The organism is Frisingicoccus sp., assembly GCA_016298055.1.
In the GTDB taxonomy this organism is placed as follows: domain Bacteria; phylum Bacillota; class Clostridia; order Lachnospirales; family Lachnospiraceae; genus Frisingicoccus.
Genome location: JAEDDO010000162.1, coordinates 1 through 4,018, shown reverse-complemented (window position 1 = coordinate 4,018; position 4,018 = coordinate 1). Strand labels below are relative to the sequence as shown.

Here is a 4,018-nt window from a genome sequence, read left to right as displayed (position 1 = left end):
ATTTTTTGTCCGGAAGGGAATATACTTTTTACGAAAAACAGATGAAAAAAATACCGACTAATGTTAAAATAATCCTATCACACAAAAGGAGCATTCCAATGAAAAAGATTGTAAAACGTATACTTACCCTGATCATTATCCTGATCCTAGCCGCTGCAGCCCTGTGGGCCGCCGCTTATTTTCACCGTTCAGACCCAAAGAATATTATACACTATGAGACAACCAATCCTTTTATCAATGGCACCACCCAGATTTCCGCTCACAGAAGCGGCAGCGGCATCATGCCGGAAGAAACACTGATGGCCTTTGAAAATTGTGTCAAAAACGACAGTTTTTCCGTTGACTTCTTTGAATTTGACCTTCATATTACAAAAGATAATGTCCTCGTCCTTCTCCATGACGATGAGCTGGACCGAACATCCGATAGTGAGACCGTTTTTGGAGAAACCGGTGTCCGCCCGGAAGACAAAACCTATGAAGAACTCCGTACATTAAATATGGGAGCTAAATTTGTCAACGAAGAGGGTGAGATGCCCTATGCAGATCTCCATGGAGATGAGGTACCCGACAATTTAAAAATACTCAGTCTGGACGCGATTCTTGATTACCTTACCGCCCATGACGATTATAACTATATTATAGAAATAAAAAACGAAGGCGATCTTGGGAAGAAGAGTGTCGATCTATTATATGCCACATTAAAGGAACGTGATCTTCTGGATAAAGTTATTTTCGGATGTTTTATTTCAGAAATATCGGAATATGCAGATGCCACCTGTCCTGGAATGATCCGATCCGCCTACCCGAGCGAAGTGAGCGAATTCTATTTCGCATCCCTCTTCAATCGTTCCGATTATGAACCAAAATTTAAAGTCCTTCAAATACCTTTTGCAAGTGCAAAAAACAGCTACTATATAAATCTTGGCACCGCCCGCGTCATAAATTATGCGCACAAACATAATCTTGCTGTTCAGTACTGGACCGTTAATAAAGAAGAACATATGGAATATCTGACTCGACTGGGTGCTGACTGTATCATATCCGATTACCCGGACAAATTGTATACGGTACGTGAATCCATAGAATCCGAATAAAAAATCCGCAGTTTGCTTTCTCTAAAGCGAGCTGCGGATTTCTTAATTACTTTCTATTGGATACCCGGGTGCGGATCAGATAAATAATTGCTGTAAATCCAAAAAACAAAAGGCACCCGATCGTCACGCCGGCCATATTTAACTTAACATCATCCCAGTGATAATGCCGTCCCTGAATGAAAGGCTTCGTTACCTCATCCATCCAGGCAAACGCATACAGGAATGGCACGCCCAACAAAGGATGTATTCCTCCGGCAGACAAAGTCATCAAAATCAGTATCGTCATTATAACAAATAAAAACACATGGGCATATCGCCTCAGCCAGACATTTACTGCCTCCGTATCCGGATTTATGAAAGACAGCCATCTTGCCAGATTCATGCTGGTTTGTGCTGTATGCTCTCCATTTTGATGGGAAAGCCATGTCATAATAATAAACGACACTACAGATATACATAATAAAACATAAAAACGTTTCGGCAAACCGGTTACCTCCATCTGTCTACTTCACATCACGTCTGTTCAAAATAACCGAAGTGATCAGCACAAATGCTGCTGAATAAATAAGTGAGATAATCACACCCCGTATAAGAACACCCGGTTCGGATTTTAAAGTGAGAATCGAGTTCACCCCATCCGGTGTAAACAAAGAAACATCGATATCAAGTCCGCGAATTGCCATATTTATGAAAGTGTTGATGGCTGAATAGACAATTCCGATAACTCCAATACCCCAGATCACACTTACACCAAGCGCCAGCGAACGACTCCTTGTCAGCATGCAGATGCACAAAATAATCGAATCAATTGCCATGTACAAAAGAAACTTGACAAGCCACACAAAAATCGTATACAGAACAGGGCCTTTGATCAATACGGAAGACATAAATGCCATTCCTGCAATGGCAGACACGATCGTATATACTAAAAATATTGACGCATTGATCACTGCGATCCCACAGAATTTTGAGACAACAAGCATGCCTCGATTTGGAACAATACCGGCGATATTCTTTATAAATCCGCCGGACTGCTCCTCATTGACAAACAGAACAGTAAGTACTGTAGAAACCAAAAGGCTCAAACTTTCAAGGCCGATCACAATAATCTGTCCAATGGAAAATCCTTTTCCAATCCACATCTTTATAATAATATTCATACTCATATCCTGTATTTCAGTTCCGGAAAGATGTATGACCGCTCCCATGGCACCGACAACCAGAAGCGGAATAATGATTGAAAAAAGAAGCCCTACTTTAAATGATTTTGAGTGTACCAGTCTGTAAATATCCATTTTAATTAAATCCGTCATTTTTTCTGCCTCCTGTAAGTCCGAGATAATACTCTTCAAGAGATACTCCCCGGGAAGTGATTTCCTTCACCCCGACACCGCCGTAAACCAGTTTTTCCACAATTTTGCTCGTATCCAGAGACAGATCCCCAATGCGAAGACAATCCTCGCCCATCTGTGAAATATCCGTAATACCGCCGGACTGCAGAATTTCTTCAGCTTTTTTATTATCATCCGTCCTTAGTATAATTGCCTCACTGCATCGCTCTTCAAGCTGCCGGGCAGTCATCTCATCAATTAAGCGTCCTTCATGAATAATACCATAGGAATGGGCTATCTTTGAAAGCTCATCCAGAATATGGCTGGAAATTAAAATCGTAATATTCTTTTCCCCACTCAGCCTTAAAAGAATTTCGCGTATTTCCGCAATCCCCTGAGGATCAAGACCATTGATCGGCTCATCAAGAATAAGAATGTCAGGATTGCCCGCAAGGGCAAGCGCCAGTCCCAGACGCTGTTTCATTCCAAATGAAAATTCTTTCACCTTTTTCTTTCCTGTCTTTCCCAGCCCTACAAGTTCCAGAAGCTTTCTCATATAATTCTTATCATTTATACCCAAAGCCATACACTTAAGCTTTAAATTCTCCAAAGCAGACCTGTTCGGATATAACCCGGGCGTCTCGATTAAAGCTCCCACCTTCGAAAGCTCACTTGAAAGTTCCCTTCCGCTTTTTCCATTAATCGAATAAGATCCCGATGTGGGAATCGCAAGCCTGCTCAACATCCTCAACACTGTCGTCTTCCCGGCGCCATTCCTGCCGATCAGGCCATAGATCTCCCCTTTTCGAATATGAAGATTCACTTTGTCAGCAGCAACTACACTTCCATACCGTTTTGATAAATTATTCGTTGTCAGAATATACTCCATGTCTTCACTCTCCTTTATTGTACGGGTGTCCAGGGGTGTCTGTGGGTTTAAGAAGGACACAGGAGGCGCCCTGCTCTATCGACATCTTCTCCAGAACTCTGTGAAAAGCAAGCTGGATCGAACTCCGCGTCACCGTCTTGCTTCCTTCTTTACGGGAAACAACCAGTTCACCACTATAATTTCCGTCTCGCCTCTGTTTTACAATATATGAAAAAGGCAGTCCGGAAGCCGTATAAAAGGGATAATCCTGAAAAGCGATCACGGCCTGCCACAAAAGCTCATCCACACACTCCCATTTCGAGGCTATCTAAAGGGTGCGTTCACAGCCGCCAATATCAGCTATAACCTTGTCTCCCGTACACCTCTGGAAGCCATCCGGATCTGTAAAGCCACCTTTTTTCCCGGAAACATCCCACCGAAAACGTCCGGCTTTATCTCCCTCAAAGTTAAAGTAGATGTCAGGGTCTTTCAGGCAGGTACCGTACCTTCGATACCATTCCGGATAAAGTACGGACATATACTTATCCGCAAGACGAAAAGCATCACATTGCTCATTCTCACCAATGGCACTGATCTGAGGTCCGCCGCCCGGCTGCCCGGTCCGGCTGCTGCTCGGCGTCGAATGAAGTATAAGCACACTGCCATCTTTACATGTTCCAAGAGATATCCACACATGTCCCCGGATACTCACAACATCTCCCGGC

5 protein-coding genes and 1 pseudogene are annotated in these 4,018 nt (G+C 43.1%); 1 reads left to right on the top strand and 5 read right to left on the bottom strand.

The features are described 5' to 3' along the window. Positions 1-98: 98 nt before the first annotated feature. Complete coding sequence (locus QZZ35_RS09755; protein ID WP_291237226.1) at positions 99-1,094, top strand: glycerophosphodiester phosphodiesterase family protein; 996 nt, start codon at positions 99-101, stop codon at positions 1,092-1,094. Positions 1,095-1,140: 46 nt separating this feature from the next. Here the strand turns inward: QZZ35_RS09755 and QZZ35_RS09750 are convergent, their stop codons facing one another. The 5 genes and pseudogenes from QZZ35_RS09750 to QZZ35_RS09730 all read right to left on the bottom strand — a co-directional run. Further along, positions 1,141-1,578: a VanZ family protein gene (locus QZZ35_RS09750; RefSeq protein WP_291237225.1), complete on the bottom strand. Its 438-nt coding sequence runs from the start codon at positions 1,576-1,578 to the stop codon at positions 1,141-1,143. A 19-nt stretch (positions 1,579-1,597) separates the two neighbouring features. Further along, entirely contained in the window at positions 1,598-2,407 is an 810-nt protein-coding gene (locus QZZ35_RS09745) for an ABC transporter permease (RefSeq protein WP_291237224.1), read from the bottom strand. Further along, positions 2,391-3,314 carry an ATP-binding cassette domain-containing protein gene (locus QZZ35_RS09740; RefSeq protein WP_291237223.1) on the bottom strand — a complete coding sequence of 308 codons (924 nt, stop codon included), beginning with the start codon at positions 3,312-3,314 and terminating at the stop codon, positions 2,391-2,393. The genes QZZ35_RS09745 and QZZ35_RS09740 overlap by 17 nt, the downstream gene beginning before the upstream one ends. A gap of 4 nt (positions 3,315-3,318) precedes the next feature. Continuing rightward, positions 3,319-3,600: a hypothetical protein gene (locus QZZ35_RS09735; RefSeq protein WP_291237222.1), complete on the bottom strand. Its 282-nt coding sequence runs from the start codon at positions 3,598-3,600 to the stop codon at positions 3,319-3,321. Between the two features lie 21 nt (positions 3,601-3,621). Beyond that, positions 3,622-4,018, bottom strand: a pseudogene (locus tag QZZ35_RS09730) (hypothetical protein); the annotation flags it as partial.

Bases quoted from the DNA above. Each gene is read 5' to 3' on its own strand.
- QZZ35_RS09755 (WP_291237226.1), top strand. From the start codon at position 99: ATGAAAAAGATTGTAAAACGTATACTTACCCTGATCATTATCCTGATC.
- QZZ35_RS09745 (WP_291237224.1), bottom strand. From the start codon at position 2,407: ATGACGGATTTAATTAAAATGGATATTTACAGACTGGTACACTCAAAA.
- QZZ35_RS09740 (WP_291237223.1), bottom strand. From the start codon at position 3,314: ATGGAGTATATTCTGACAACGAATAATTTATCAAAACGGTATGGAAGT.